24 protein-coding genes are annotated in these 26,663 nt (G+C 65.8%); 13 read left to right on the top strand and 11 right to left on the bottom strand.

All coding sequences use genetic code 11. From position 1 onward, the window contains the following. A complete protein-coding gene (locus tag EV283_RS08320; RefSeq protein WP_130324376.1) occupies positions 1 to 3,201 on the bottom strand; it encodes an efflux RND transporter permease subunit in 3,201 nt (1,066 codons plus the stop codon). Between the two features lie 6 nt (positions 3,202 to 3,207). Then, positions 3,208 to 4,425, bottom strand: coding sequence for an efflux RND transporter periplasmic adaptor subunit (locus tag EV283_RS08315; RefSeq protein WP_130324374.1), 1,218 nt, complete (start codon positions 4,423 to 4,425; stop codon positions 3,208 to 3,210). 213 nt (positions 4,426 to 4,638) lie between these two features. On the opposite strand from EV283_RS08315, the gene EV283_RS08310 reads away from it, so the two are divergent. The 4 genes from EV283_RS08310 to EV283_RS08295 all read left to right on the top strand — a co-directional run bounded on the left by EV283_RS08310 (position 4,639) and on the right by EV283_RS08295 (position 9,718). After that, complete coding sequence (locus EV283_RS08310) at positions 4,639 to 5,130, top strand: TetR family transcriptional regulator (RefSeq protein WP_242615865.1); 492 nt, start codon at positions 4,639 to 4,641, stop codon at positions 5,128 to 5,130. A gap of 92 nt (positions 5,131 to 5,222) precedes the next feature. Continuing rightward, complete coding sequence (locus EV283_RS08305) at positions 5,223 to 5,975, top strand: SDR family NAD(P)-dependent oxidoreductase (RefSeq protein ID WP_130324370.1); 753 nt, start codon at positions 5,223 to 5,225, stop codon at positions 5,973 to 5,975. 234 nt (positions 5,976 to 6,209) lie between these two features. After that, on the top strand, positions 6,210 to 7,859 hold the full coding sequence (locus EV283_RS08300; RefSeq protein WP_165391723.1) for a GGDEF and EAL domain-containing protein: 1,650 nt from the start codon (positions 6,210 to 6,212) through the stop codon (positions 7,857 to 7,859). Positions 7,860 to 7,924: 65 nt separating this feature from the next. Then, on the top strand, positions 7,925 to 9,718 hold the full coding sequence (locus tag EV283_RS08295) for a sensor domain-containing phosphodiesterase (RefSeq protein WP_130324366.1): 1,794 nt from the start codon (positions 7,925 to 7,927) through the stop codon (positions 9,716 to 9,718). Between the two features lie 15 nt (positions 9,719 to 9,733). Here the strand turns inward: EV283_RS08295 and EV283_RS08290 are convergent, their stop codons facing one another. Then, positions 9,734 to 10,582, bottom strand: a complete 849-nt coding sequence (locus tag EV283_RS08290) for a response regulator (RefSeq protein ID WP_130324364.1) — start codon at positions 10,580 to 10,582, stop codon at positions 9,734 to 9,736. A gap of 225 nt (positions 10,583 to 10,807) precedes the next feature. Between EV283_RS08290 and EV283_RS08285 the strand changes: the two genes are divergently transcribed. From EV283_RS08285 to EV283_RS08275, 3 genes are read left to right on the top strand one after another with little or no spacing between them, the layout of a single operon-like run. Continuing rightward, the gene (locus EV283_RS08285; RefSeq protein ID WP_056420517.1) at positions 10,808 to 11,554 is read left to right on the top strand and encodes a response regulator; all 747 of its coding nucleotides are present in this window, start codon (positions 10,808 to 10,810) and stop codon (positions 11,552 to 11,554) included. Beyond that, positions 11,551 to 12,948 (top strand): HAMP domain-containing sensor histidine kinase, encoded by a 1,398-nt coding sequence (locus EV283_RS08280; RefSeq protein WP_242615864.1) that lies wholly within the window; start codon positions 11,551 to 11,553, stop codon positions 12,946 to 12,948. Before EV283_RS08285 ends, EV283_RS08280 begins: the two co-directional genes overlap by 4 nt. 33 nt (positions 12,949 to 12,981) lie before the next feature. Beyond that, the gene (locus EV283_RS08275) at positions 12,982 to 13,674 is read left to right on the top strand and encodes an EF-hand domain-containing protein (RefSeq protein WP_130324362.1); all 693 of its coding nucleotides are present in this window, start codon (positions 12,982 to 12,984) and stop codon (positions 13,672 to 13,674) included. A gap of 39 nt (positions 13,675 to 13,713) precedes the next feature. On the opposite strand, the gene EV283_RS08270 is transcribed toward EV283_RS08275, so the two are convergent. Both EV283_RS08270 and EV283_RS08265 read right to left on the bottom strand, forming a co-directional pair. Beyond that, entirely contained in the window at positions 13,714 to 14,295 is a 582-nt protein-coding gene (locus tag EV283_RS08270; RefSeq protein ID WP_165391722.1) for a Spy/CpxP family protein refolding chaperone, read from the bottom strand. A 311-nt stretch (positions 14,296 to 14,606) separates the two neighbouring features. After that, positions 14,607 to 15,209, bottom strand: coding sequence for an isochorismatase family protein (locus EV283_RS08265; protein ID WP_130324358.1), 603 nt, complete (start codon positions 15,207 to 15,209; stop codon positions 14,607 to 14,609). Between the two features lie 83 nt (positions 15,210 to 15,292). On the opposite strand from EV283_RS08265, the gene pncB reads away from it, so the two are divergent. Beyond that, positions 15,293 to 16,597 (top strand): nicotinate phosphoribosyltransferase, encoded by a 1,305-nt coding sequence (pncB, locus tag EV283_RS08260; RefSeq protein WP_130324356.1) that lies wholly within the window; start codon positions 15,293 to 15,295, stop codon positions 16,595 to 16,597. 169 nt (positions 16,598 to 16,766) lie between these two features. Continuing rightward, positions 16,767 to 19,664, top strand: a complete 2,898-nt coding sequence (locus EV283_RS08255; RefSeq protein WP_130324354.1) for a TonB-dependent receptor — start codon at positions 16,767 to 16,769, stop codon at positions 19,662 to 19,664. Positions 19,665 to 19,800: 136 nt separating this feature from the next. On the opposite strand, the gene EV283_RS08250 is transcribed toward EV283_RS08255, so the two are convergent. Both EV283_RS08250 and epsC read right to left on the bottom strand, forming a co-directional pair. Beyond that, positions 19,801 to 20,142 (bottom strand): DUF2794 domain-containing protein, encoded by a 342-nt coding sequence (locus EV283_RS08250; RefSeq protein WP_056419954.1) that lies wholly within the window; start codon positions 20,140 to 20,142, stop codon positions 19,801 to 19,803. Between the two features lie 16 nt (positions 20,143 to 20,158). Further along, positions 20,159 to 20,863, bottom strand: a complete 705-nt coding sequence (gene epsC, locus EV283_RS08245; protein WP_130324352.1) for a serine O-acetyltransferase EpsC — start codon at positions 20,861 to 20,863, stop codon at positions 20,159 to 20,161. Positions 20,864 to 21,040: 177 nt separating this feature from the next. Here epsC and EV283_RS08240 point away from each other — a divergent pair, with 177 nt between their 5' ends. After that, a complete protein-coding gene (locus EV283_RS08240; RefSeq protein ID WP_107957245.1) occupies positions 21,041 to 21,814 on the top strand; it encodes a sulfite exporter TauE/SafE family protein in 774 nt (257 codons plus the stop codon). 190 nt (positions 21,815 to 22,004) lie between these two features. Here the strand turns inward: EV283_RS08240 and EV283_RS08235 are convergent, their stop codons facing one another. Both EV283_RS08235 and EV283_RS08230 read right to left on the bottom strand, forming a co-directional pair. Then, complete coding sequence (locus EV283_RS08235) at positions 22,005 to 22,523, bottom strand: carboxymuconolactone decarboxylase family protein (RefSeq protein ID WP_130324350.1); 519 nt, start codon at positions 22,521 to 22,523, stop codon at positions 22,005 to 22,007. Positions 22,524 to 22,711: 188 nt separating this feature from the next. Further along, positions 22,712 to 23,257, bottom strand: coding sequence for a peroxiredoxin (locus EV283_RS08230; protein ID WP_130324348.1), 546 nt, complete (start codon positions 23,255 to 23,257; stop codon positions 22,712 to 22,714). Between the two features lie 148 nt (positions 23,258 to 23,405). Between EV283_RS08230 and EV283_RS08225 the strand changes: the two genes are divergently transcribed. The 3 genes from EV283_RS08225 (at position 23,406) to EV283_RS08215 (ending at position 25,846) form a co-directional block, all read left to right on the top strand. Further along, positions 23,406 to 24,308, top strand: a complete 903-nt coding sequence (locus tag EV283_RS08225; RefSeq protein WP_056419963.1) for a hydrogen peroxide-inducible genes activator — start codon at positions 23,406 to 23,408, stop codon at positions 24,306 to 24,308. A 155-nt stretch (positions 24,309 to 24,463) separates the two neighbouring features. Beyond that, positions 24,464 to 25,090 (top strand): fasciclin domain-containing protein, encoded by a 627-nt coding sequence (locus EV283_RS08220; RefSeq protein ID WP_242615863.1) that lies wholly within the window; start codon positions 24,464 to 24,466, stop codon positions 25,088 to 25,090. A gap of 156 nt (positions 25,091 to 25,246) precedes the next feature. Next, entirely contained in the window at positions 25,247 to 25,846 is a 600-nt protein-coding gene (locus EV283_RS08215) for a fasciclin domain-containing protein (RefSeq protein WP_242615862.1), read from the top strand. Between the two features lie 124 nt (positions 25,847 to 25,970). Here the strand turns inward: EV283_RS08215 and EV283_RS08210 are convergent, their stop codons facing one another. Together EV283_RS08210 and moaD are read right to left on the bottom strand one after the other, a co-directional pair. Next, positions 25,971 to 26,408: a molybdenum cofactor biosynthesis protein MoaE gene (locus tag EV283_RS08210; RefSeq protein WP_130324344.1), complete on the bottom strand. Its 438-nt coding sequence runs from the start codon at positions 26,406 to 26,408 to the stop codon at positions 25,971 to 25,973. Continuing rightward, positions 26,405 to 26,662: a molybdopterin converting factor subunit 1 gene (gene moaD, locus EV283_RS08205; RefSeq protein ID WP_130324342.1), complete on the bottom strand. Its 258-nt coding sequence runs from the start codon at positions 26,660 to 26,662 to the stop codon at positions 26,405 to 26,407. Before moaD ends, EV283_RS08210 begins: the two co-directional genes overlap by 4 nt. Position 26,663 lies beyond the last annotated feature (1 nt).

Here is a 26,663-nt window from a genome sequence, read left to right as displayed (position 1 = left end):
TCAGGCCTCCTGCGGCCGCTGGTCGTGGGGGGGCGTGGGATCACCGTCACGGGTGTCGTCGTCATTGCGTACCTGATCGCGGTCCTGCCCCGCGCCGGCCTTGTCCTGCTTGAAGACGCGCTTCACGAGCAGGAAAAACAGCGGCACGAAGAAGATCGCGAGGACGGTCGCGGACAGCATGCCGCCGACCACCGCCCAGCCGATCGCGTTCTGACCGCCGGCACCCGCACCGCTCGACAGCGCGAGCGGCAACACGCCGAAGATGAACGCGAACGACGTCATCAGGATCGGGCGAAGGCGAAGCTTCGCCGCCTCGACCGCGGCATCGGCCGCGTTCATCCCGTCGCCCATCTTCTCCTCGGCGAACTCGACGATCAGGATCGCGTTCTTCGCCGCCACGCCGATCGTCGTGATCAGCCCGACCTGGAGGTAGATGTCGTTGTTCAGCCCGAAGATCATCGCCGCGCCGACCGCGCCGAGGACGCCGAGCGGCACCACCAGCAGGACAGCGATCGGGATCGACCAACTCTCGTAGAGCGCCGCGAGGCAGAGGAACACGATCAGCAGCGACAGTGCATAGACCGTGGTCGACTGGCCGGAGGACAGGTTTTCCTCATAGCTGAGGCCGGTCCACTCATAGCCGATGCCGGGTGGCAGCTTGGCCGCCATCTCCTCCATCGCCTTGATCGCGGTGCCGCTGCTGACGCCCGGCGCCGGCGAGCCCATGATCTCGAACGAGGCCACGCCGTTGTAACGCTCGAGGCGCGACGGGCCGTACTGCCAGTTCGTCGTCGAGAAAGCCGAGAACGGCGCCATCGCGTTGCTGGTCGTGCCGCGGACGTAGAAGTTGCCGAGATCGGCGGGCGAGGTGCGGAACGGTGCGTCGGCCTGCACATACACCTTCTTCACGCGACCGCGGTCGATGAAGTCGTTGATATAGGCGCCACCGAATGCGGTGCTCACGGTGGTGTTGATGTCCGACTGGCTGAGGCCAAGCGCACCCGCCTGGGCCTGGTCGACGTTCAGTTTCAGCTGTGGCGCATCCTCAAGGCCGTTCGGGCGGACCTGCATCAGGCGCTTGTCCTGGCTGGCCATGCCGAGCAGCATGTTGCGCGCCTCGAGCAACTTTTCGTGACCGACGCCGGCATTGTCCTTCAGCATGAAGTCGAAGCCGTTGGCGTTGCCGAGTTCCTGCACGGCGGGCGGTACGAAGCCGATCACCATGCCCGCGCGGATCCCGGCGAGCGCCTGGTTGGCGCGGCCAGCGACCGCGGCGACGGTGTTTTCGGCGCCGCTGCGATCCTCCCACGGCTTCAGCTGGATGAAGGCGAGACCGACATTCTGTCCCTGGCCGACAAAGCCGAACCCGCTGATCGTGAAGATCCCCGAGATGTTCTTCTTCTCGTCGATCAGGAAGTGATCGCGCAGCTTGTCCATCGTCCGCGCGGTTTCCTCCATCGGCGTGCCGGTAGGCATCGAGACCTGCGCGAACATCAGGCCCTGATCCTCCTCGGGCAGGAAGCCCGACGGCAAACGCAGGAAGATGAAGGCCATCGCAACGACGATCACGGCATAGACCAGCATCGTCCGCAGCCAGCCCTTCTCGACGCGGCGCAGGCCGTTGCCATATTTGCCGACGCCCTTGTCGAAGGTGCGGTTGAACCAGCCGAAAAAGCCCTTCTTCTCGCCGTGATCCTGCTTCGACGGCTTGAGGATCGTCGCGCAGAGCGCCGGCGTCAGGATCAACGCGACCAGCACCGAGAGCACCATCGACGACACGATCGTGATCGAGAACTGGCGGAAGATCACGCCGGTCGAGCCGCTGAAGAACGCCATTGGCAGGAACACCGCGGACAGTACCAGGCCGATGCCGACCAGCGCGCCGCTGATCTCGTCCATCGATTTCTTGGCGGCTTCCTTGGGACTAAGCCCCTCCTCCTGGATCAGGCGTTCGACGTTCTCGACCACGACGATCGCGTCATCGACGAGCAGGCCGATCGCCAGCACCATGCCGAACAAGGTCAGCGTGTTGATCGTGAACCCCGCCACATACAGCACGGCGAGCGAGCCGAGCAGCACGACGGGGACGGCGATCGTCGGGATCAGCGTGGCACGGAAGTTCTGGAGAAACAGGAACATCACGAGGAAGACGAGGATGATCGCCTCGATCAGCGTGTGCACGACCTGTTCGACTGACAGCTTCACGAACGTCGAATTGTCGACCGGATAGGCGATCTTGACGTCTGCCGGGAACTGCTTGGCGACGCGTTCTACCTCGGCCTTGACCAGCGTGACGGTATCGAGCGCGTTGGCGCCCGGTGCCAGCTTCACGCCGAAGCCTGCCGCCTGTTTGCCGTTGTAGCGCGCCTGGAAGCTGTAGTTTTCCGAGCCCATCTCGACGCGGGCGACATCCGACAGACGCACGGTGGCGCCGCTGGTCGCCGAGCGGACGATGATCGCGCGGAACTGCTCGGGCGTCTGGAGACGCGTCTGTGCGGTGACGGTCGCGTTGAGCGACTGGCCCTTCACCGCGGGAAGGCTGCCGACCTGGCCCGCCGAAACCTGGGCGTTCTGTGCGGTCAGCGCCGAGGTGATGTCGGTGACGGTGACGCCGAGGTTCGACATCTTGAACGGATCGACCCAAATCCGCATCGAATATTGCGCGCCGAACACCTGCGTGTCACCGACGCCCTTGATGCGGCTGAGCGGATCCTGGAGCTTCGACGCGATCAGATCGCCAAGATCGACCTGGTCATGCGCGCCATTCTCGGAATAGGCGGCGATAACGAGCAGGAAGTTGGCGGTCGCCTTGGTCACGCGGAGACCCGCCTGCTGCACTTCCTGCGGCAGGAGCGGAGTCGCCTGTTGCAGCTTGTTCTGCACCTGGACCTGCGCGATGTCGGGATCGGTCCCCTGCTCGAAGGTGAGCGTGATCGCGAGGTTGCCCGAGCCGTCAGACGTCGAGGCGAAGTAGCGAAGGTTGTCGATCCCCTTCATCTGCTGCTCGATGATCTGCGTCGTCGTGTTCTCGAGCGTCTGTGCGTCGGCACCCGGATAGGACGTCGCGACCGTTACCTTGGGTGCGGCGATCTCAGGGAACTGCGCGATCGGCAGCGAGCGGATCGCCAGGATGCCGGCCAGCATCAGGATGATCGCTATGACCCATGCGAAGATGGGTCGATCGATGAAATAGCGTGACATGGGCGGTTACTTCCCGGCCTGCGCGGAACTGTTGCTGGTCGCATCGGACGCGTCGCCGCCTCCGGGTGCAGCCCCCGGCGCGCCGGCGGGCTTGCCGACCTGCTGCGGGGCAGCGGGCTTGACGGTCGCGCCGGGGCGCAGGTTCAGCAGGCCCTCGACGATCAGCTTGTCGCCGGGCTTCAGACCGCTGGTGACGATCCACTTGTCGCCGATCACGCGGTCGGTGGTGACGGTGCGCTGCTCGACCTTGTTCTGCGCGTTGACGACCAGCGCGGTCGCACCGCCGCGCGGATCGCGCGTGATGCCCGCGGTGGGCGCCATGATCGCCTGGCGACGCGTGCCCTCGACCAGCTTCGCGCGGACATACATGCCTGGCAGCAACAGGCCGTTGGGGTTGGGGAAGCTCGCGCGCAGCGTGACCGCACCGGTGGTCTGGTCGACGGTGACTTCGGCGAACTGGAGACGCCCCTCGATCGGGTAGGTCTGGCCGTTCGGCAGGATGAGCTGGACGCGTGCGCTGCCGTCGCCGCGAGTCACGCCGCCGGTCGCCATCGCCTGCTTGAGATCGAGCAGCTGCGCGGCGGACTGTACGACGTCGACATAGACGGTGTTGGTCCGCTGGATCGTCGCGAGCGGATCGGTCTGGCCGGTCTGGACCAGCGCGCCGACGGTCACGAGCGACCGGCCGATACGGCCCGAGATCGGCGCCTTGATCCGCGTGAAGCCCAGATTGACGCGCGCCGACTGGACCGACGCCTGCTGCGCTGCAACATTGGCGCGCGCCTGCTGTGCGGACGCGGTGGCGTTGTCCGCCTCCTGCTTGCTGACCGCGTTCAGCGCGACGAGCTGGCCGTAGCGCTGCGCCTGGAGTCGGGTCGCGTTGATCTGCGATTGCGCTGCGCCGAGCTGCCCCTGCGCGCTGGCGAGTGCCGCGCGATAGGGGGCATCCTCGATCGCGTAGAGAACCTGGCCCTTGCTGACCATCGCGCCCTCGGTGAACAGCCGGTCGCGGACGACGCCGCTGACCTGCGGACGCACTTCCGACGTCTCCACCGCAGCGATCCGGCCGGGCAGCTCCGAGGTGAGCACGACCGATTCCTCGGCAACGTTGACGACACCGACGGTCGGCGTGGGCGGCGGCGGGGGCGCCTCCTCCTTGCTGCACGCGGTCATGAGTGCCAGCGCGGCGAAAGCCACCGTTCCCTTGAGATTCAATCGCTGCATGTTGAGCATCCCGACGTCCGTGCAGATAGGTTTTACCGGAATGAACGTTCATTCCGCTTGCCTGCCCGCTAGGATTGTGCGAGCGGCGGGTCAACCAAAAAACGCGTTGAGGATATGGTTTTGCGTGCAGTGCAACATGAGATCGGGAGCCGCGAGCGTATCGTTGCCGCCGCCCGTCATCTGTTCGCGACCCAAGGGTTTCATCAGACTCCGATGTCCGAACTCGCCGTCGCGGCGGGCGTATCGGTCGGCCAGATCTATCGGGTGTTCACGGGCAAGAACGCGGTGATCCAGGCGATCGTCATGGAGGATACGGCGGCAAAAATGACCGAACTTCAGGCGATGAACGCGTCGGTGAAGTCCGGCGAGTTCTCGATCGAGGAAGGGTTCGTCGCGCTGGCGCAGCGTTCCCTGTCCAAGGGCGACGAGGCGCTGTCGTTCGAGATCATGGCCGAGGCGCACCGCAATGCCGACGTCGCGGACACGATCGCCGACCTGTGCCGCGATTTCCGACGGATGATTCGCGAGCTCGCCTGCGTCGCCAATCCCGACCTGTCGGACAACGATCTCGAAGGCGCGGAGGAACTGATCCTGGCATTCATGTTCGGGCTCGGCCATCGCACACTGTCGCGACCGCAACTGTCCGAAGGCGAGACGGCGCGATTGACGGGCCGGATGATCCTGGCCGCGGTGCGCGCGCTCTAGGCGTTCACGCGGGCGCGTCGTTTGCCACCGCGGGGATCGCGCCTACATAGCGCCTGCCACCGATACGCGGTGGACATCGGCTAGGAAGCATCATGACCAGAACCGTCCTCATCACCGGCGCCACCTCCGGAATCGGCGAGGCCGCCGCGCACGCCTTTGCGGGCGCGGGCTGGCGCGTGATCGCGACCGGACGCCGGGCCGAACGGCTCGATGCTCTGGTCGCCGCGCTGGGTGCGGACTCGGTTCATCCGCTGGTCTTCGACATTTGCGACGAGGCTGCGCGCGATGCCGCCCTTGCCGAATTGCCAGCGGAATTTGCCGATATCGACCTGCTGATCAACAATGCCGGGCTGGCGCTGGGGACGAAGCCCGCGGACCAGGCGAACGTCGACCAGTGGAAGACGATGATCGCGACCAACGTCACCGCGCTGGTGTCGATGACGCACAGGCTGTTGCCGGGGCTGATCGCGCGCAAGGGGGCGATCATCAATATCTCGTCGGTGGCCGCGACCTACCCTTATACCGGTGGCAACGTGTATGGCGGCACCAAGGCGTTCGTCGAGCAATTCTCGCTGGGGTTGCGATCGGACCTGCACGGCAAGGGCGTCCGCGTGACGTCGATCGAGCCGGGGATGATTGAAACGGAGTTCACACTGGTCCGTACCGCGGGCGATCAAGCCGCGTCGGATACGCTGTACAGCGGTGCCGATCCGATGACGGGGGGCGACCTCGCAGAAACGCTGTTGTGGATCGCCCAACTGCCGCCACACCTGAACATCAACCGGCTCGAGATCATGCCGGTGAGCCAGTCGTTCGCCGGATTCCAAGTCGCACGGAACGGCTAATGACGGAGTATTCGTCGAGCCGCCGGGATTGATGAGCTTTGTACAATTGCGCGCGTGCCGCGGTGACATCTTCACCGGCGTCACCGCGCAATTGGTTGACTCCCCAGTGCTTTGGCCGACGGGGATACGATAGTATACGGCAGTGCGAACGATCACTTAACCATGCCGGTCGTATGGAGCGTCATGACCCACCGCCCTACCCCCGCGCCAGATAGACTTCAAAATGGATCTATTTTGAGCGGGGCCGGTCGTTCGCCGGACGGCTTGCCCTCCGCGCTCGCCGTGCTCGACATGTTGCCGGGGCTGGTCGCGTATTTCGACCGGGACCTGATCTATCGGTTCGCCAACGCGACCTATGCCGCATGGCGCGGGATCGGCCCCGACCAGATCATCGGACGTCATTGCCGCGACATCGTCGGCGAGGCCAATTTCCCGACCGTGCTGCCGCGCCTGACCGAGGCGCTCAGCGGTACGCGAGTCACCTATGAATATTCGCTGTTCGATGGCGGCGATTCGCGTCGCGTGCAGGGCAGCTATGTTCCCGATATCGACGCCGACGGCCTCGTCCGCGGTGTCGTCGTGCTGGTCACCGATATCAGCGTGCGACGCGATCTCGAGGCGCGGATCGCCGAGAACGAGATCATGTTCAACGACGCGTTCGAGCACGCTCCCGTCGGCATGGTCGTCACCGGCGCCGACGGACGGATGGAGCGCGTCAACGCGGCGTTCGCCGCGATGCTCGGGCTGTCGATCGATCACGTGGCGGGTCTCGATTTTCGGAGGATCACGCATCCCGATGATCAGGATGCCGACGTGACGTTGTTCGATGAGATCGTGGCGGGCGAACGCGACGCGTATACGCTGGAGAAGCGCTATCTTCATCCGAGCGGCGAACCGGTCCATGCCTCGCTCGCGGTGTCGGCGGTTCGCGCGCCCGACGGGACGCTCATCCGGATGATCGCGCATGTCCAGGACATTACCGAGCGGCGACGCGCGGATCGTGCGCTCCAGGAGATCAATGCGCGGATGACGCTGGCGATGGAAGCCGTGCGCGGCGGCTTCTGGCATATCGATGTCGAATCCAGGCGGTTCGAAACCTCGCCGAGCTTTTCGCGGTTCGTGCGCGGGCCGGGCGGATCGGGGCCGATCGACCTCGATACCTATGGCGAATATATCGCGCCGGCGAACCGCGATGCCGCCTCGGTCCAGACGCTGCTCGACGGCGAGATCGACAACGCCTCGGTCGAATATGAACTGGCGACGGTCAACGGCCCCCGCTGGATGCGATGTGACCGCAAGTTGCTGCGCGCCTCGGACGGGAGCCCGTTGCGGATCGTCGGCGTCACGATCGACATCTCCGAAGATCGCGAACGCCAGTTGCGCGCCATGGTCGCCGCGGAGACCGATCCGCTGACGGGGCTGCTCAATCGTCGCGGGCTCGACCAGCGCCTCGCGCAGACCGATGACGGTGTGTCCGTCGGCATCGTCGCGATCGATCTCGACCGTTTCAAGGCGATCAACGACCGGTTCGGCCATAGCGTCGGCGATACCGTGCTGGTCGAGGTCGCCCGGCGATTGCGCGGAGTCGTACGTGCCGGCGATCATCTTGCGCGGCTGGGCGGCGACGAGTTCGCCGTATTGTTGCCCGACGCCGACGACGTCCGGCTGGCGGTCGTCGCCGATCGAATCGAGCGCGCCTTGTGCGAGCGGTTGGTCAGCAACGGTATCACGCTGCCGGTCGGCGGCAGCGTCGGCGCCGCGCTCATGCAGGGGTCGCGTACCACGCCCGCAGTGCAGAGCTTCGCCGCAGCATGGGCGCGTGCCGATGCGGCGCTCTACGCCGCCAAGCGCACCCGACAGACGCACCCTATACGCGCCGCTTAACTTAGGTTATGATCATTCTGGTGAGTATTCACACTCACTTAAGTCATATTTGCCAGAGTGTTACTATGACTAAACCGGTGTACGAAGCAGCGCGGCTCGACGCTCTCAAACAGCTCGATATCCTCGACAGCCCACCCAGCGAGAGCTTTGACCGGATCACCCGGATGGCGAGCCAGATCTTCGGCCTGCCGGTCGCCGCGATCTCGTTGACGGACGAGGATCGCCAATGGTTCAAGTCCCGCGTCGGATTCGACCATACCGAACTCGGCCGAACCCGTGCGCCCTGTGCCGAAGTCGCAGAGAAGACCGCGCCGCTGGTGATCCCCGATCTGCTCGACGATCCCTTCTACGCGTCGAGCCAGCTAGCACGTTCGGGCACGCGATTTTACGCCGGCGCACCGCTGACGACTCGCGACGGCTATGGCCTGGGCGCGTTGTGCGTGCTGGGTAAAGAACCGCGCACCGCGACGGGCGACGAGATGGCGGCGCTGCGCGATCTGGCCGCGATGGCGATGGCGCAGATCGAGCTGCAACATGCGTTTGGCCGGATCGATCCGATCAGCGGATTGCCGAACCGCCAGCAATTCCTCGACGATCTCGACGATTTCACGCGCGATCACGGCGGCGAGCGTCGCCTGCTGGTGATGCTCGACCTGGCGAGGACCGACCAGATCGACAACATGACTCGCGTGCTGGGCTCCGAGCACGTCGTCGAGATGGTCAGGCTCGCGGCGCTGCAACTGCGCGACGCCCTGTCGCAGACCCGGCGCGCCTATCATGTCGCGGCGACCCAGTTCGTGTTCTTCGCAGAGCCCGATATCGAGGACGCCGCCTATGTCAGGGTGCTGACGGACAAGATCGCCGAGTGCAGCATCAAATCGTCGATGCGATTCGCCACCACCATCGCGGTCGGCGTCGTGCCGGTCGTGCTCGGCCGGGTCGAGCCGACCGACCTCCTGCGGTTCGCGCACGGTGCAGCACAGGACGCGCGGACGCAGGAGGCGACCGTCTGCTTCTTCTCGTCCGCGAACGACACCGCGCATCGCCGCCGCTACGAGCTGTTGCGCGACTTCGAGCCCGCGCTGGAGAGCGACGACCAGTTGAGCCTGGTGTACCAGCCCCGAGTCGACCTGGCGGACCGTCGGTGCCTGGGTGCGGAAGTGCTGCTGCGCTGGACCCATCCGGTGCTGGGCGAGGTGTCGCCTGCCGAGTTCATCCCGCTGATCGAACAGACTTCGCACGCCAAGCCGCTGACGCACTGGGTCATCGACCGCGCACTGGAACAGCTGACCGGCTGGATCGCCGACGGATTTGACGGCAATTTGTCGATCAACCTGTCGGCCAACAACCTCGAGGAACCCGATTTCGCCGCGCGGGTCCAGTTGCTGCTGCTCAAGCACCGCGTCCGCGCCGACCGGATCGAACTCGAAGTCACCGAAAGCGCGATCATGCGCAACGTCGCGCAGGCGCGCGAACAGCTTGCCGCGTTGCGCGCCGCCGGGATCCGGCTCGCCATCGATGATTTCGGCACGGGCTACAGCAGCCTCGCCTATCTCCAGCAGCTGCCCGTCGACGTCGTCAAGATCGACCAGAGCTTCATGCGCGACCTCGATTCGACCACCAACGGCGGCGACGAACAGACGCTCGTCCGCACGATGATCCGGTTGTCGCACGAACTGGGCTACCGGGTCGTAGCGGAAGGCGTCGAGACCGAGGGCGTCGCAGCGTGCCTCGCGACGATGGACTGCGACGAAGCCCAGGGGTTCCTGTTCGCGCGACCGATGCCGGCGGCGGCATTCCGCGCCTGGTCCATCGCGCATCCGGGCGATCCGGCGCGTACCCCGCGTGCCGCCGCCTGACGGGGCGGACTCGGGTCAAGCGCCGATCACGTCGGCGATGAACAGATAGCCCTTGCCGCGGACCGTCCGGATGATCTCGGTCCGATCGAACGCGGCGAGCTTGCGGCGAAGGCGGCTGATGTTGACGTCGATCGTGCGATCCTTCGACGAGGTATCCGCGCGCCCCGACAACGCGATCATGTCTTCGCGCGTGTGGACCGCATGCGGATGCGTGACGAACGCGTCCATCATCTGGAACTCCCCCTCGGTCAGCGACACGAGTTCGCCACCGGGCGACTGGAGCGATCGCATCCGGCAATTGAGCGTCCATCCCGCAAATCGATAGGTGGTATGGAAGCGCTGCGCCTCACCCTGCTCGATCGTGCCGGCGCTGTCCGCTGCGGTCGCGGCCGTCCGGTTGCGCCGCCGCAGCACCGAGCGGATCCGGGCGAGGATCTCGCGCGGGGTCGACGGTTTCGTGACATAATCGTCCGCGCCCATTTCCAGCGCGACGACCCGGTCGACTTCGCTCGACAGCGCGGACAGCATGATCACGCCGGGGGGATCGTCCGACTGGGCGAGCCCGCGCAGGACGGACAAGCCGTCCTCGCCGGGCATCATCATGTCGAGGATGACGAGATCGCACGGCCGCTGGACGAGGCGCGCGCGCAACGCCGCGCCGCTCGACACCGCCTCGACGCCGAGGCCGTTGTCGACGAGGAATTCGGTGAGAAGCTCGCGAAGACCTGGGTCGTCATCGACGATGATCACGCGGGCAGACTGATAGCCGGTGTCGTCCGCGAGATCCTGTGTCGCATCGTCCTGCCATGTCGTGACGATCGGCGGACGAGGGATTGCGGAGTCGTAATGCTGGGAAACGTTCATCGCCGGCGACTTTCGAGGAGAGGGAGACGGTGAGCCATGTCCTCCCCCCTGCACCCAGTGTTTGTCCGGGATGTTTCCCGATGCGACATCCCCTGCCCCGACGTGACACAGAGGCGTGGTGCGGAAACCCCGGCGGGCAGCGGGGCAACGAATCGCTGTAAGACGACGCGCTTTGGCGCATGCGGAAACATCACGAACACACGCGCCCGCTAGGATCGCCGCATGATGTCGAATCCCGTCCCCGAATCGTTCAGCCCGACCACCGGCGGCGTGGTGCCGAAACCGACGTTGCTGGTCGTCGACGACGACCACATGATCCGCACGCTGCTGGCACAAAGCTTGGGCATGCACGGCTACAACGTCGAGACCGCGATGAGCGCGCAGGAGATGGACTCGGTGCTCGCACGCCAGTCGGTGTCGCTGATCCTTCTCGACGTGATGATGCCCGGCGAAGACGGACTGTCGGTATGCCGCCGCCTCGCACGCACCGCCGGCCCGCCAGTAGTGATGCTGAGCGCGCTGGGCGCAGAGCCCGACCGGATCCTGGGGCTGGAAATCGGCGCGAGCCACTATCTCACTAAGCCGTGCAGCCCGCGTGAGATCCTGGCGACCGTCCGCGCCGCGTTGCGCGCGCGCGAGATCCAGGACGCCAGCGAGGGACGATCCTACGGCTTCCTCGGCTGGCGGGTTGATTTCGCTGCGCATGAATTGTTCGATGCCGACAATACGCTGATCGACCTCACCGATGGCGAGTTCGCGGTGCTGCGCGCGTTCGTCGAGCGCCCGCGCCGGGTGCTCGCGCGCGATGCGCTGCTGGAGGCCGCCCGCGGCCCCGATACCGATGCCTTCGACCGCGCGATCGACGTCCAGGTCAGCCGCCTGCGCCGCAAGCTGCGCTCGCGTGGCGACGACATCATCCGGACGATCCGCAACGAAGGGTATTTCTTCGTGCCACGGGTCGTGCGGCTGTGAGCACGGCCGCCGCGGCGAGTTCCAGAGACACGGGTTCGGATGACGGGCGGGTGCGCCGCCTGCCGCAATCCTGGCCGCTGTTCCTGCGGATCTTCGCGTTGATGCTGATCACCGTGCTGCTGGTGCAGGTACTGAACTTCGCCACGCTGCTGTTGATGCCGCCGCCGACGCCAATCATCTTCTCCACCACCCGGATCGCGGCGTTCGCACGGACCGGCGTCGATCCCGCCAGGCTGCTCAAGACCGAGATCTCGACACGCCGCCCCGACCCGACCGACAGTCCGCGCGATCGCCGGCTCGGCGCGATCATCGCCACCGATCTCGGGCTGCCCGCGAGCGCGGTCGTCGTCGAGGCGGAGCGATCCGGGCGACCGATGTTCGCCGATGCGCTGCGCCCACCGATCCCGATGGGGCCGCCGCTGGGGCCCCGCCGGCATCGCAATTTCGCCGCGCTGGAGAATGCGCTGTTCGGGCCGTTCGTCGTCTCGATCGATACCGGCGGCGGGCGGTGGCGCGTGATCCGCCCCAACAGCGCGATCATGGGCCCGTGGCGGATCAGGATCATCCTGTGGTTCCTCGTCGCGCTGGCCGTCGTCGCGCCGATCGCCTGGCTGCTCGCGCGACGCGTGGTCAAGCCGATCGGCCAATTCACCGCGGCGGTCGAGCGGCTGGGCCGCGACCCGCGCGCGGAACCGCTGACGCTCACCGGCCCACCCGAGATCGCCGAGGCGGCCAGCGCGTTCAACGTGATGCAGGAACGGCTCAATCGCTATGTCGAGGATCGGACGACCTTGATCGCCGCGGTGGCGCATGACCTTCGCACGCCGTTGATGCGGCTGTCACTGCGCCTCGAAAAGGCACCGGAAGAGCTTCGTATCGCCACCGAGGACGACATTCAGGAGATGAGCCACCGCATCGGCGCGGCGATGGCCTTTGTCCGCGACATGACGCGCAACGTCCGTCGCCAGCGACTCGACCTGCGATCGCTGGCGGAGAGCGTCACCGACGAGTTCGCGGACCGAGGCGACGACGTCGTGCTCCAGGCCGGCGACCCGCTGACGATCGAGGGCGACGCGCCGTCGCTCAAGGCCCTGATCGGCAATCTGGTCGGCAACGCGATCAAATATGCCGGCCATGCCGAGGTGCTGCTGTACCGCGACCGCGACACGGTCGTCATCGAGGTTCAGGATCGCGGTCCGGGCATGAAACCCGACGACCTGATCCGCGCGTTCGAACCCTTCTTCCGTGCCGAACAATCGCGCAGCCGCGATACCGGGGGGATCGGGCTTGGTCTCGCCAGCGTCCGCGCGGTCGCGCGCGCGCATGGCGGCGACGCAACGCTCGAAACCCGGCCCGAAGGCGGGTTGCGCGCGCGCATCACGCTGCCGGGCTGACCGATTTTCCGTATCGATACGCAAGGAACCACCATGCGACGCGTAATCCTGATCGGGCTGGCCGGCGCGTTGGCGGGTTGTGCCGCCACCGTCCCGCGGCCCGGCGGTCCGCCCGAACGCGGCCGCGGCCAGTTGTTCGTCAGCCCGATGGGCGAACCCTTCCGCACGATCCTGCGCCCCGGTGCTGCCCAAGGCCTGTGGTTCGCGGGCACCGATACCGATGGCGACGGCCGCGTGACGCTCGCCGAGTTCCGGCAGGACGCGATGCGGTTCTTCGCGGTGCTCGATCGCGGCAAGGACGGCGAGGTCGATCCGGACGATCTCGCATTCTACGAAAACGTCCTCGTGCCCGAGATCCGCGTCGTCGGCGGCCGCCGCTCGCCCGAACCGGGTGGCCGTGCTGGCGGCAGAGGCGGCAGCGATGGCATGCATTTCGGCAACGGCGGCGGCAGCAAGACCGCGGCACCGCGCGAACGCCTGGGCGCAGCGCGGTTCGGATTCTTCGACTTCCCCGAACCGGTGATTACCGCCGACAGCAACGGCAACCGCGGCGTCGATGCCGCGGAGTTTGCGAGCGCGGCAACGATCCGCTTCGCCGCGCTCGACCGCAACCATGACGGTGCGATTACGCGTGGGGAACTGCCGCGTAGCGGGGCGGAGACATGGCGCAACGGATCCGATGCCCCCGCCGAGCCCGATCGCGACGGGGAACCGGGACAGCGCTGACGACGCAGCCCTTCCCGCCCCCCGTCACCCGAGTCTTCGCTACCGATCACCATCCGCGCCGTTGGGCGAACTCGGCGGCAACTGAGGACCCGGATACGGAGGGGCGTCATGCCCCGGCCCGCCGGGGAACGGGCCACCACCGGGAGGGCCGTGATCCATAGGACCGCCCGGCATCGGACCCATTGGCCCCATCGGACGCGGCCCCATCATCGGGATGCCATGGCGCAGACGTATCAGCGCCTCGAACGCAGCCTGCTGCGTCGCATCCAGGCTGTCGTAGAAGCTGCGGGCTGCCCCAATCCGGCGGGTCTCTTCTGCTGCGCGGCGTGCCGTCATCTCCGTCATCCGCTCGAACTGGCGGGCAAAGCCGTCGTCCGGCATCGGCCCCCGCAGCTCTTCCCCACGCTGTGACGGCGCAGGCGGCGCAAAGGACTGCAGGAACGCCGTGAGCGCGGGGCGCTGCGCCGGGCGCAAGCGCAGCAGCAACGCCATGTCGTCGGCCTCGCGCTGTTGCACCTTGGCGAAATCGATCCTCGGTGGCCCTGCGCGGTGCATCTGCGCGCTCGCGGCAACCGGCACTGCCAGCAGCAATGCGAGCACCGGTACGATCTTCGATGTCATGTCTTTCCCCTTGTCGATGATGATGCGGGTCTCAGCCGAGCAGCCCGGAAACGATCCAACGCCGGCTGACCGCGGATTTGACGATCGTGGCGCCGCACCGGCGACACGCGGATCGCTGGATCGGCTCGCCCAGAACATCCCGGTGGCGCGAACGCGGCGCATGACGCCCGGTCGCGCATTCGGGCGATGGTACCAACTGACGCTGCACGACTCTGCGCATGACTCTGCCCTTCCGAGATCCCCGGACGCGGCATGCGCGGCATTCTTGTCCGCAGTATTTCATCGACGTGCCGGGCCGTTGCCGGCGGGGATCAGGCCGGGCTGGTGGAGATGGTGAGGCGCCTGCCCGCGAAATCATCCGCGGCGACGGTGTCGATCTGCCGCTCGATCCCGCGCGTCAGACCGGCTGGAACGGTTACGGCGAAACCCCGCTCGACGAGACCCTCGACCGCCCAGCGGACGCAATAGTCCGCAGCGACGCCGATCACAGTGACGTCCGTCGTTTGTTGCGCAGCCAGGGAGCTGAAGAACGCCTCGCGCGGGATCGACGGCGCGACCGGATCACGCGCGTCCTCGATCGCCAGCCCGGGCTCGGCCCACATGTCGAACACCCCCTTCTCGATCCGCCATGCCGGGATCGCCGGATCGAGCAGCGTTATGTCGAGCATGTTCGCCCAGCCCGGCGTTTCGCGAACGCAGTGGATCGGGAACATCTTGGCTTCGGGCGACGCGGCGTAGGTTTCGCGGAAATGCGTATCGAAGGTGAACAGAACGCCGGCGACCTCCGCAGGCTTCAACGCCGACAGCCACGCCTGCATCGGCCCCACCAGCGCCGCCGCGCCCGCGACGCTCAGCGCGCCCTCGCCCGCCATGAAATCCCACTGCGTATCCACTACGACCACGAACCGCGACATCGCCCGTCTCCTCTAGGCCGCTGCTTGACACACTCGCGTCTTCTCGGACACCCGCAGGCCGAATGAAGCAGGAGCCCACGCGCATGGCCGTGACCGATATCGCCACCCGGACATACAATCACAATTTCCGGCTCGACCCGATCGTGCGCAGCCTGCTCGACACCGATTTCTACAAGCTGCTGATGTTGCAGATGATCCGCCAGGTCTATCCGGACGTCACCGCGACCTTCGCGCTGATCAACCGGACCAAGACCGTGCGGCTGGCCGAGATCGTAGACGAGGACGAGCTGCGCGCGCAGCTCGATCATGCGCGCACGCTCGGCTTTGCCAAGAAGGAGCTGATCTGGCTTGCGGGCAACAGCTTCTACGGCAAGCAGAAGATGTTCGGGCCCGAGTTCCTCGCCTGGCTCGCGGACTTCCGCCTGCCCGCCTACGACCTGCGCAAGGTCGACGGACAATATGAGCTCCACTTCGAGGGTCCGTGGACGCACACGACGATGTGGGAGATCCCGGCACTCACGATCATCAACGAACTCAAATCACGCGCGGCGCTGCGCAACCGCGGCCGGTTCGCGCTCGATATCGTCTACGCGCGCGCCAAGGCGAAGTTGTGGGAGAAGGTCGAGCGCCTACGCGAAATGCCAGACTTGGTGCTGTCGGATTTCGGCACGCGGCGGCGCCACGGGTTCCTGTGGCAGCGCTGGTGCGTCGAGGCGCTGAAGGAAGGGCTTGGCGACCGGTTCATCGGCACCTCGAACGTGCTGCTGGCGATGGACGCGGACCTCGAGGCGATCGGCACCAATGCGCACGAATTGCCGATGGTGACCGCAGCACTCGCGGAGAGCGACGCGGAGCTGGCGCAGGCGCCTTACCGGGTGCTTGAGCATTGGCGGCAACATTATAACGGCAACCTGCTGATTGCGCTGCCCGATGCGTTCGGGACGACCGCGTTCCTGCGCAATGCGCCGCACTGGCTGGCCGAGTGGACCGGCTTTCGCCCCGACAGCGCGCCGCCGATCGCGGGCGGCGAGCAGATCATCCGCTGGTGGGAGGAACAGGGCGTCGATCCGAGGACCAAGCTGCTGATCTTTTCCGACGGGATGGATATCGACACGATCGAGCAGACCTATCGCCATTTCCACGGCCGCGTGCGGATGAGTTTCGGCTGGGGGACCAACCTCACCAACGATTTTCGCGGTTGCGATCCCGATGGCGCGGCGGCGCTCGAGCCGATTTCGCTGGTCTGCAAGGTGATCGAGGCAAACGGCCGCCCTGCGGTCAAACTGTCGGACAATCCGGCCAAGGCGACCGGCGAACCGGCGGAAATCGCGCGCTATCTCCGCGTCTTCGGCGAAGCCGACCGGGCCGTGACCCCGGTTTTGGTGTAATTCGACCCGGCAAACCGATCGTTGCCGATGCGCAACATAATCGGCGCATTCTGTAACAAAATTACTCCATTCACCGATCCCGTCTTGCTTCGTACCGATCCTGAGCCATCATCCTGTCACAAGATAATGACGGGGATGTCGCGACGGGCGCGAACAGGGGGACTTTTTGATGCGCGTATTGAAGACCTGGATGTATGCCGGCGCCGGTGGGCTGGCCTTGGCGACGATGCTCGCCGGAACGTCGGCATCGGCGCAAGCGGTGACCACGCCCGCCGCAGACACTGCGCAAACCGCAGAGGCGGCGGCCGGTGAAGACATCGTCGTCACCGGATCGCGCATCCGCCGCAACCCGCTCGATCAGCCATCGCCGGTCGTCACGGTCGATGCGGAATCGATCCAGCGGACCGGGCTTTCGTCGGTCGCCGACGTGCTCCAGCGGCTGCCCAGCGCGGCGGGCGGGCTGAATTCGAAGGTCAACAATTCGGGCAACATCGGCAATCCGCCCGACGGCGGCGGCGTCGGTGCCGGGTCGGCCGAGATCGACCTGCGCTATCTCACCGCCAAGCGGACTCTGGTGCTGGTCGACGGGCTGCGCTTCGTCAACGGCGCATCGGCCAGCGGCATTCCCTCGACGGTCGATCTCAACACGATCCAGGTCGGCTCGATCGAGCGGATCGAAATCCTCCAGTCAGGGCAGTCGCCGCTCTACGGGTCGGACGCGCTGGCGGGCGTCGTCAACATCATCACCAAGTCGCAGCAAAAGGGGCTGAAGGCGTCCGCGCAGTTCGGCACGTTCCGGCAGGGCGACGGGCATACGCAGGACTATAACGTCAGCTACGGCATCCAGGCGCCACGCACGAGCGTGGTGTTCGGCGGCAGCTATGTGAAGCAGGAGGCGGTGCGGACCGGCGATCGCTCGATCTCGCAATTCCCGAACCCCGGCCAGACCAGCTGCTCCGACGTTATCGGCGGCTGTTCGGGTGCGACGCCCAATGGATTCTTCCAAGTCGGCGGGCAAAACCTGACCCTGAAATCCGGACCGATCGCCGGGCGGCCGCGTTATGATGCGGCCAACCCGACCGGGCCGAACAGCGACTTCAAGGCATTCACGTCGGCCGACCGCTTCAACTTTGCGCCGTTCAATTATTTCCTGACGCCGTCCGAACGCTATGGCTTCTTCGTCAGCGCCAAGCAGGAACTGACGGACGCGGTGAACCTGCGCGTGAAGCTGAACTATACGCGCCGCAATTCGCAGAACCAGGCGGCGTTCCTGCCGCTGGTGCTCGGCCCCGACGCGGGCAATGGCAACCTGCTCGACACGATCTCGATCGACGCGACCAACCCGTATAACCCGTTCGGCTATACGCTGTCGGCGGGCGGCGCGGGCAATGGCCCGGCAAATTATTCGACGGTCCGGCGCCGCCTGGTCGAGGCGGGGCAGCGCACCTATTCGCAGACCGTCGACACGATGTCGGCGACCGCGACGCTGGATGGATCGTTCAGTGTCGGCGAGCGCAAATTCTATTGGGACGTCAACGCGGTCCTCGGCTTCAACGATGCCAAGCAGCTGTTCACGGGCAACATCAACGCGGCCAATCTGGCGCGCGCGCTCGGGCCTGTCGCGAACTGCACCGGGGCGTGCGTCCCGTTCAATATCTTCGGCGGCGTCGGGTCCGTCACGCCCGAGATGCTCGGCTATATCGCGTTCGACGAGCGTGCGCGCAGCTCGCAGAGCCTCGAGGACTATACCGCCAACATCTCGGGCGACCTGTTCGACCTGCCCGCCGGGCCGGTCGGGATTGCGGCAGGCTATGAGCACCGCGTGCAATATGGCAGCTTCACGCCCGATCCCTTGATCACCGCCGGGCTCGGCGCGGATATTCCCGCGCAGCCAGCGCGCGGCCATTTCAACTCCGACGAAGTCTATGCCGAGCTGCGCGTACCGCTGATCCACGACACGCCACTCATCAAGTCGCTCGAAGTGGGCGGCGCGGTGCGGCATTCGAACTATTCGATCAGCGGCAGCAACACGACCTATACCGGCAGCGGTCTGTGGAAGCCGTTCAGCGACCTGCTGCTGCGCGCCTCCTACGCGCAAGGCTTCCGCGCGCCGAGCATTGGCGAGCTGTTCGGCGCGGAATCGCGATCGGACGCGTCGATCGACGACCCCTGCACCAACGTCGCGGGTTCGCCGTTCCAAACGTCACCGACCGTGCGCACGAACTGCATCGCCAACGGTGTCCCTGCCAATGGCAGCTACCAGGAGCCGAATGGCGGCCAGCTCGGCGTCCTGACCGGCGGTAACAAGGCGTTGAAGCCCGAGACGTCGCGGACCTGGCTGTTCGGTGCGGTCTATGCCCCGAGCTGGGCACGGACGAGCGGCATCGCCAGCCAGCTAAGCATCGAGGGGAATTACTACGACATCAAGGTCGACGACGCGATCGCGGCGACCGATGCCACGCTGACGCTGAGCCGCTGTGCGGAGGCGGCGGACGCGCTGAGCTGCGCCGCCATCACGCGCACGCCCAACGGCCTGATCTCGCGGATCAACGCGCAGTTGCAGAATATCGGCGGCATCCGCACCCGCGGCGTCGACGTCACCGCGGTCTATCGTTCGCCCCGGACCTCGGCGGGCACGTTCGGGCTTTTGCTCAACGGCAACATCCTGCTGAAATATGCCGAGAGCTTCCCCGCGACGGTCGGCTTCACCACGACCAACTACCAAGGCACCACCCGCGGCTCGCCCGAACAATCCTATCCGAAGTTCAAGGGCAACGCGGTCGTGGATTGGGACATCGGCCTGATGCGCGCCTCGTTCACGGGGCGCTATATCAAGAGCGTGAAGGAAGCCGATGGCAAGCGGCTCGACAACACCTTCTACGGCGATGTCCAGCTGACGCTGGCGCCGGGCTGGCTGGAGAACCGGCTTGGGTTGACGATCGGCGTGAACAACGTCTTCAACCAGGATCCGCCTGCCTGCTTCACCTGCACGGGGCCGAACTACGATCCGACGACCTACGACGTGCCGGGCCAGTTCGGCTATATCCGCCTGTCCTGGGGGCTCTAGTCGATCGAGGTGGCGGTCAGCCTAAGCGGGCAGGCCGCCACCCCCTTTCGTCATCCTGACGAAGGTCAGACCCAGAGTCACAACGGATATCGCGCGTTACTCTCGATCCTGATTGTCATCAGGACGACGAAGCCCCTCAGTTTTCGACGAGCTTCATGAAGCGCCGCTCTACCGGCGCGAGCACCGGGCCCAGCTCGTGCCCGCGCTTCACCACCGCGCCGCCTTCGCCGATCAGCGCCCACATGCCCTGTTTGTTGCGCAGCGCAGGGCGTTTCTCGATCCGGAACTCGGGGCGTTCGGCGGCGCGGCGGAAGGCGGCGAAGACCGCGGCGTCCTTGCCGAGATCGATTGCATAGTCGCGCCAATGGCCGGCTGCGACCATCCGGCCGTAAAGATCGAGGATCCGCATCAGTTCGAGCCGATCGAAGCCGATCTGGGTCGCCTTGGACGGGGTCGGGAACGGGGTGACGATACCCATCAGTCGCGCTTTTCCATCATGCGCGGTCGCGACGATCCTCTAGGCGGTCCTCGCCCTGCCCGTCCGCAAGCAGCGCGTCGAGGCGCTTGCGCATCGTCTCGAGTTCGCAGCGCATGATCTCCATCTTCTGCGTCGCGGGGTCGAACAGCTCGGTGCACGGCGTGCCATAGGGGACGAAGCGCGGCATCTCGGGCGCGTTGCCGCCCTCGATCGTGGTCGTGCGCGCGGGGATGCCGACGACGGTCGTCCCCTCCGCCACGTCGCGCGTGACGACCGCATTGGCGCCGACGCGCGATCGCCTGCCGAGTGTGATCGGCCCCAGCACCTGCGCGCCCGACCCGATGATCGCGCCGTCGGAGATGGTGGGATGACGCTTGCCCTGCACGCCATTGTCGGGGCTGGTGCCGCCGAGCGTGACGCACTGATAGATCGTGACGTCGTCGCCGATCTCCGCAGTCTCGCCGATCACGACGAAGCCATGGTCGATGAAGAAGTTGCGGCCAATCGTCGCGCCCGGATGGATATCGATCGCGGTCGTGAAGCGCGACCAGTGGTTGACGCACCGCGCGAGGAAATAGAATTTCGCCTTATACAGACGATGTGCGATGCGGTGATAGCCGAGCGCCCAGACGCCGGGGTACAGCATGATCTCGGCGCGCGAATGCGGAGCAGGATCACGCGCGCGGATCGAATCCAGATAAGTCAGTAATCCGCTCGACATCGAAAGTCCCCTTCGCGATGTGCGTATCTAGGATATCGAACCGCCGATTTCCAGAACCGCATCCGCCGTGCCTTGCCTCGTGCCGGGGTGCGGGCGCGGATCGCCGGGATCGGGGTAAAGCCTATCTTTGTTGTGGGATAAGCCCGCACGTTGCAGGTTGGCCGCGATTTTGAGGGGATGCCGATGTTCGATCTGACGACCGTGAGCTTCGAGACGCTGATACCGTTCATTCTGGTCGGGTTTGCCGCGCAGGTCGTCGATGGCGCGCTGGGGATGGCGTTCGGGGTGATCTCGAACACGCTGCTACTCTGGGTCGGCGTGCCGCCGGCCGCGGCGTCGGCAGGCGTGCATACGGTCGAGACGTTCACCACCGCAGTGTCGGGGATCAGCCATGTGCTGCACAAGAACGTCAATTGGCGGCTGTTCCTGCGGTTGATGATCCCGGGCGTGATCGGCGGTATTCTCGGCGCCTATGTGCTGTCGAACATCGATGCGAGCACCGCCAAGCCGTTCATCCTCGCCTATCTGACGTCGATCGGCGTGTACCTGCTCTACCGCGGACTGCGCTTCCCGCCCAAGCAGAAGGAGCCGAAGATCGTCGAGCCGCTGGGGCTGATCGGCGGGTTTCTCGATGCGGCGGGCGGTGGCGGCTGGGGGCCGGTGGTGACGTCGAACCTGCTGGTCCAGGGGGCGTCACCCCGCACGACGATCGGCACGGTGAACACCGCGGAGTTCTTCCTGACCGCGACGATCTCGGCGACGTTCATCACGCAACTCGGCTGGGCGGCGTTCACGCAGGCCACGGTGGGGCTGCTGATCGGCGGCGTGCTCGCGGCGCCGTTCGGGGCGATGCTCGCCAAGCGCGTGCCGGCCAAGACGCTCATGATCATGGTCGGCGTGATCCTGACGATCACCAGCCTGTTCGGCCTCTACCGCGCAATCTGGCACTAGAGCCTCGCCGCCCGACTTTCTGTCATCCTGGCGAAGGCCAGGATCCAGAGTAACGGGACGCGATCCTTTATGGCTCTGGATCCTGACTTTCGTCAGGATGACGGAGGATATGGGGCGCAGCCAGATGACGACACAAAGTCGCAGCCAGCCCCTCCCCTAACCCCTCCCGCACGCGGAAGGGGAACAGCGGTTACAGCGTCGCGTGGACTGTCGCGACGGCGGCCATCACCGCGCCGATCCGGACCGAGGTCTGAATCGCCTCGGCCGTCACGCCCGCCTTCTTCAGGATCTGCTCGTGGCTGTCGATGCACATGCCGCAGCCGTTCATCGCCGACACGGCCAGGCTGAACAGCTCGAAATCGACCTTGTCGATACCCGGCTGGCCGATCACGTTCATGCGCAGCTTGGCGGGCATGTTGCGATATTCCTGGTTCCCGGCGAGATGCGTGAACCGGTAGTAGACGTTGTTCATCGCCATCACCGCCGCCGCCGCGCGTGCCGCATAGGCCGCCTCGGGGCTGAGCTTGGACGCGCATTCGGCTTCGGCCGCCTCGACGAGCGGCTTGTAGCCTGAGCCGTGTGCGCAGGTCAGCAGCAGGCCGTACTTCCGCTGATCGGTAAGATGCGTCTCGTTCAACAGCGAGCCGACGTTGAGACGGATGTCCTTGGCGTAATCGGGCAGCTGCCCGGCGAATTCCTTGAGCGACATGATCTTCTTCCTTCTGCTCCCCTTCCGCTCGCGCGAGGGGTCGGGGGAGGGACTGGAGACAAAAAGAGAGGGCGGCCCGTGTGGACACGCCCTCTCAGTTCCGGGTGAAACGCCCCCCGGGCGTTTCAGATCGTCCGGGGGACGATCGACCCGAAACTCCCTCCCGCGCACGGGAGGGGAGTTACTGTTTACGCAGCAAGCTGGAGGACGTCGTCGCCCTTGTTCCAGTTGCACGGGCAGAGCTCGTCGGTCTGCAGCGCGTCGAGCACGCGGAGCGTCTCGGCCGGGTTGCGGCCAACGTTCAGGCCGTTGACCTGGACCGCCTGGATGACGTTGTCCGGATCGATGATGAACGTCGCACGGAACGCGACATGCTCGTTCTTGTCGACGATACCGAGCGCGTCGGCGAGCTTGGCGCCGTTATCCGCCAGCCACGGAAAGTCCGCGGCGGCAAGGTCCGCATCCGACTTGCGCCAGGCGAGGTGGACGTGCGCGGTGTCGGTCGACGCGCCGATCAGGACGGCGTCGCGGTCCTCGAAGTCGCTGCGGATGTCGCTGTAGCCGACGATCTCGGTCGGGCAGACGAAGGTGAAGTCCTTCGGCCAGTAGAACAGCACCTTCCACTTGCCGGGATAGGCCGTCGTCAGGTCGAGCGTCTCGCCGGCGGGCAGCGCTGCGGTGCCCTGCTGGACGGGGATGGTCATCGAGGGGAACTGGTCGCCGATGGTCAACATGATGGAAGCCTCCTGGGAAAAATCTTTGCTCCAGGCATCCTCACTGGCGGCGGTTGGCCCGCTCGTTCGTTGTGCAATGCGGTATATGGGGACTGGTGTAATCGATCAAACGCTCTATTTATCATCTGATGATCGACAGAGGCGATTAATGGCTGCGACTTACCTACCCACGTTGAAACAGCTGCAATATTTGGTGGCGTTGAAAGACCACGGACATTTCGGCCGTGCCGCCGAAGCCTGTTTCGTGACGCAATCGACGCTGTCCGCGGGCCTGCGCGAGCTCGAAACACTCATCGGCGTGGTGCTGGTCGAGCGTACGCGCCGCGTCGTGCGGTTCACGCCGCTGGGTGATTCGATTGCCGACAAGGCGCGGCGCGTGCTGCGCGAGGCGGAGGAACTGGGCGACATGGCGCGCGCCGCCGGCCAGCCGCTGTCGGGCGACATGCGGATGAGCGTAATCCCGACGATCGCGCCGTTCATGCTGCCGCGCATCCTGCCGCGGTTGCGAAAGGATTATCCCGATCTGAAGCTGTTCCTGCGCGAGGAGCCGAGCGGCGCGGCCTGCGAGGGACTGCATAACGGGCGCACCGACTGCGTGCTGCTGGCACTCCCCTATGCTTGCGGCGAAGTGACCGCCGAGACGCTGTTCGAGGATCGGCTGTTCGTCGCTTACCCATCGGGCGAGGTCCCCTCAGCGCTGCCCGCGATCCCCGCATCGGCGATCGACGAGACCCGGCTGCTGCTGCTCGAGGACGGGCATTGCCTGAAGGACCACGCGCTCGGGGCGTGCAATCGCCCCGAACTGCGCGCGGAGGCGACGATGCTGGGGACGTCGTTGCACACGATCGTGCAGATGGTCGACAACGGGCTCGGCATCACGATGCTGCCCGAAATGGCATTGAAGGCCGGTATCCTGGACAATACCAACATTACCGCACGGCCGCTCGACGAGATCAACGCGGTGCGCAAGATCGCACTGGTGTGGCGCCGCGCCAGCCCGCGCGAAAAGGACTTTGAATTGTTGGCAAAGGCGCTCGCCGATATTCAATAACGCGCCTGCCGCTCTCCACGTGCGCGCGACCATCGGGGGCCGGGCGGCCGTCTCGACCATGCCCCGCCCGATCGATCGCCCGACGTCCGATCGGGACGGATGCGCAACCATCTCGACGTTCGATCGTATCTTCCGCACTTTCCGCTGGAGATCCGATGATGTCGAAGACGCTTCCGCTACTGGTGATGACGAGTGCGCTGGCGCTCGCCGCATGCAGCGGCAAATCGAAGGACGACGTGGCCAGTCCGTCGACCAATCCCGCGCTTGCCGTACCGAACGGCCCGCCCGCGGTTGCCAACCCGACGGTCGGCGGCGTGCCGATGATGGCCACGCGGACGATCGTCGATAACGCCTCGGCTGCACCCAACCTGTCGACGCTGGTTGCTGCGGTAAAGGCGGCGGATCTGGTCGGGACGCTGTCCGGTCCGGGCCCCTTCACGGTGTTCGCACCGACCAACGACGCGTTTGGACGGCTTGCCCCCGGCATGGTCGACACGCTGCTGAAGCCGGAGAACAAGGCCTCGCTGACCAAGGTGCTGACCTATCACGTCGTGCCGGGTGTCATCACCGCGGACGATCTGCGCCAGCGGATCGCGGCCGGAGGCGGCACCGCGATGCTGACCACGGTCGAGGGCGATCCGATCACCGCGACTTTGGTCGGCGCGGTCATCACGCTGACCGACGTCAACGGCAACAAGAGCTATGTCGAGACCGCAGACGTTCGCCAGTCGAACGGCGTCGTTCACGTCGTCAACGGTGTAATCGTTCCGAAACTGAGCTGATTCAAAGGCCTCCAGGCTCGGTTCATCGCATCGATGCTGCGGCTGGTCCGCCAAAACATTGAAGGCGCGCCTACCCTGCTCCTAGCTTTTGCACTGAGTTTCCAACTGTCCCATCCATTATATTTGGAGTCACAGATGACTTTTAAGGCGAACCTTATGATTGCCGCCGCATCGGGCATGGTTTTTGCCACCGGCGCGATCGCACAGACGGCCCCCGTCGAGACGACCGCAGCACGGACCGCGCAGGCGGCCCCCGCTGCTCCCGCAGCCGCCGCCCCAGCAGCGCCGACCGCCGCGCCGACGACGACGATCGCCGCCGCACTGCCGACGCTTCCGAACCGCGCGACGCTGACCAAGCTGGTGACCGCGGCGAAGCTGCAGACCACGCTCGCAGGCCCCGGCCCCTACACCGTGTTCGCCCCCAGCGACGAGGCGTTCACGCGTCTGCCCGCCGGCGCGCTCGACACGTTGCTGAAGCCTGAGTCGGCGCCGACGTTGGCGACGATCATTAAGTATCACGTCGTCGCCGGTGCCATCACGTCCGAGCAACTGAAGGCGCAGATCACCGCGGGCGGTGGCAAGGCCACGCTGACCACGCTCGCTGGCCAGCCGCTGATCGCGTCGGTCGGTCCGAACGGCAACATTGAACTGACCGATACCGCCGGGATCAAGGCGTACGTCGATACGGCCGACATCAAGGAGACGAACGGCGTCGTCCACCTGACCAATGGCATGAGCGTTCCGAAGCTCGGCTAACACGATCGCGGGCCGCGACCTCTACGGAGAGCGCGGCCCGCATCTTGCTGTTTTTCCGCGAGGGCGGGATCCGCATTTGGACTCCCGCCGTTGCGGGAAGATAATCTCTAATGAACCGTGCGGCTTATTCCCAGCGTGCCGCTGCGGCGTGATCGTTATCCCGCGCCTCGACCCAGCTGGACGCAGCCCCGCGAGTTTCGCGCTTCCAGAATGGCGCGTCGGTCTTCAGCCGATCGATCAGATATGCACATGCCTCCAGGGCAGCGCCGCGATGCGCCGCAGTCGCCGCGACGAAGACGATCCGCTCACCCGGATGCATCGGCCCGACCCGGTGCACGATGATCGCCGCGGACAGGCTCCAGCGTGCGACCGCCCCCTCCGCAACCTTGAGTAAAGCCGCCTCGGTCGCGCCGGGATAATGTTCGAGCTCAAGCGTACCGACGCCATCGTCCGCGCGCACCAGACCGGTAAAGGTCGCGACTGCGCCTGCGCCCGCCGCCTCGGCGCGGGTCATTTCCGCTGCGATGTCGATCGCGGACTGCTGGACAGAGATATGGATCATCCGCCCGTCACCGGGGGGAAGATCGCGATCTCTCGCGCCGCACCGATCGGCGTATCGAGCGCGACGAAGTCCTGGTCGATCGCGGCGCGCAACCGCGCGCGGTTTTCGAATGCTTCGGCGTGCGGCGCGCTGGTATCGGCGAGCCAGTCGATCAGGTCGGCCACCGTCACGACGCTCGCGGGCGGGTCGATCGTTTCCTCGCCCGTGCCGATCCGCTCGCGGACCCAGGCGAAATACACCATCCGTATCGTCATG

It is taken from the genome of Sphingomonas sp. BK036 (assembly GCF_004216825.1).
Classification (GTDB): Bacteria; Pseudomonadota; Alphaproteobacteria; order Sphingomonadales; family Sphingomonadaceae; genus Sphingomonas.
This window is presented reverse-complemented; position numbering and strand designations above follow the sequence as displayed.

Bases quoted from the DNA above. Each gene is read 5' to 3' on its own strand.
- EV283_RS08320 (WP_130324376.1), bottom strand. From the start codon at position 3,201: ATGTCACGCTATTTCATCGATCGACCCATCTTCGCATGGGTCATAGCG.
- EV283_RS08315 (WP_130324374.1), bottom strand. From the start codon at position 4,425: ATGCAGCGATTGAATCTCAAGGGAACGGTGGCTTTCGCCGCGCTGGCA.
- EV283_RS08310 (WP_242615865.1), top strand. From the start codon at position 4,639: ATGTCCGAACTCGCCGTCGCGGCGGGCGTATCGGTCGGCCAGATCTAT.
- EV283_RS08305 (WP_130324370.1), top strand. From the start codon at position 5,223: ATGACCAGAACCGTCCTCATCACCGGCGCCACCTCCGGAATCGGCGAG.
- EV283_RS08295 (WP_130324366.1), top strand. From the start codon at position 7,925: ATGACTAAACCGGTGTACGAAGCAGCGCGGCTCGACGCTCTCAAACAG.
- EV283_RS08290 (WP_130324364.1), bottom strand. From the start codon at position 10,582: ATGAACGTTTCCCAGCATTACGACTCCGCAATCCCTCGTCCGCCGATC.
- EV283_RS08285 (WP_056420517.1), top strand. From the start codon at position 10,808: ATGTCGAATCCCGTCCCCGAATCGTTCAGCCCGACCACCGGCGGCGTG.
- EV283_RS08275 (WP_130324362.1), top strand. From the start codon at position 12,982: ATGCGACGCGTAATCCTGATCGGGCTGGCCGGCGCGTTGGCGGGTTGT.
- EV283_RS08270 (WP_165391722.1), bottom strand. From the start codon at position 14,295: ATGACATCGAAGATCGTACCGGTGCTCGCATTGCTGCTGGCAGTGCCG.
- EV283_RS08265 (WP_130324358.1), bottom strand. From the start codon at position 15,209: ATGTCGCGGTTCGTGGTCGTAGTGGATACGCAGTGGGATTTCATGGCG.
- pncB (WP_130324356.1), top strand. From the start codon at position 15,293: ATGGCCGTGACCGATATCGCCACCCGGACATACAATCACAATTTCCGG.
- EV283_RS08255 (WP_130324354.1), top strand. From the start codon at position 16,767: ATGCGCGTATTGAAGACCTGGATGTATGCCGGCGCCGGTGGGCTGGCC.
- EV283_RS08250 (WP_056419954.1), bottom strand. From the start codon at position 20,142: ATGGGTATCGTCACCCCGTTCCCGACCCCGTCCAAGGCGACCCAGATC.
- epsC (WP_130324352.1), bottom strand. From the start codon at position 20,863: ATGTCGAGCGGATTACTGACTTATCTGGATTCGATCCGCGCGCGTGAT.
- EV283_RS08240 (WP_107957245.1), top strand. From the start codon at position 21,041: ATGCCGATGTTCGATCTGACGACCGTGAGCTTCGAGACGCTGATACCG.
- EV283_RS08235 (WP_130324350.1), bottom strand. From the start codon at position 22,523: ATGTCGCTCAAGGAATTCGCCGGGCAGCTGCCCGATTACGCCAAGGAC.
- EV283_RS08230 (WP_130324348.1), bottom strand. From the start codon at position 23,257: ATGTTGACCATCGGCGACCAGTTCCCCTCGATGACCATCCCCGTCCAG.
- EV283_RS08225 (WP_056419963.1), top strand. From the start codon at position 23,406: ATGGCTGCGACTTACCTACCCACGTTGAAACAGCTGCAATATTTGGTG.
- EV283_RS08220 (WP_242615863.1), top strand. From the start codon at position 24,464: ATGATGTCGAAGACGCTTCCGCTACTGGTGATGACGAGTGCGCTGGCG.
- EV283_RS08215 (WP_242615862.1), top strand. From the start codon at position 25,247: ATGATTGCCGCCGCATCGGGCATGGTTTTTGCCACCGGCGCGATCGCA.
- EV283_RS08210 (WP_130324344.1), bottom strand. From the start codon at position 26,408: ATGATCCATATCTCTGTCCAGCAGTCCGCGATCGACATCGCAGCGGAA.
- moaD (WP_130324342.1), bottom strand. From the start codon at position 26,662: ATGACGATACGGATGGTGTATTTCGCCTGGGTCCGCGAGCGGATCGGC.